Here is an 816-nt window from a genome sequence, read left to right on the forward strand (position 1 = left end):
GAAGATGCCGGGGAAGATTTCACAGGGTTCTGAATGCCCTGAATGTCATGGGACCGGCTGGGTGTACTGGCGCGATGCGGAAGGCATAGAGTATGGGCGTCGGTGTGAGTGCGGTCTGGTAGAACGCCAGATCATGGAGCGCAAGCTGTCTTTCGCCAATATCCCAGAGGCTTTTGCAGACATGGAGCTCAATACATTCTGCCTGGACGTGTACCGGAAAGAGGACAGCAGGAAAACCATAAGGCAGGCGTGTGCAGCGGTCAAATACTATCTGGATAACCTGGAGGACATGAAAGCTGCCGGAATGGGTCTGTACCTGTACTCTGATACAAAAGGGTCAGGGAAAACGAGGATGGCAGCAAGCATAGCCAACGAACTGATACGCAGGTACCGGATGCAGGTCAGGTTCTCCGGATCCATGCGGATCGTTCAGGAGATCAAGGCGACCTGGGATGACCGGGACCGGAAGGAAAGTGATCTTCTGGACGCTCTGGCAACGGTGGAAGTGCTGGTGATCGACGACTTCGGGACAGAGATCCCCAAAGACTGGATAGGGGAGCGCTTTTATGCCATTATCAACGGGCGGTATCAGGATAAGCTGCCTACGATTTTTACCAGCAATTCCAGCCTGGAGGATTTGAGGTATGATGAGCGGATTGTAAACCGGATGAAGGAACGCACTTATCAAATCCCGTTCCCTGAAGAATCAATCCGAGATGTCATAGCGGCAGAAAACCGGAAGAACCTGATTTCAGGGATACAGAAAATGAGAAGATAAAAAATGAAAGGAGCTGGAACCTCCGGCCGGGGTAATGC

General features: G+C 52.1%; 1 protein-coding gene. It reads left to right on the forward strand.

Translation table 11 applies throughout. From position 1 onward, the window contains the following. On the forward strand, positions 1–778 hold a 778-nt coding region (locus HW447_RS17810), incomplete at its 5' end, for an ATP-binding protein (protein ID WP_308464106.1). Positions 779–816: the final 38 nt, after the last annotated feature.

The organism is Enterocloster alcoholdehydrogenati (assembly GCF_013282095.1).
Classification (GTDB): domain Bacteria; phylum Bacillota; class Clostridia; order Lachnospirales; family Lachnospiraceae; genus Enterocloster; species Enterocloster alcoholdehydrogenati.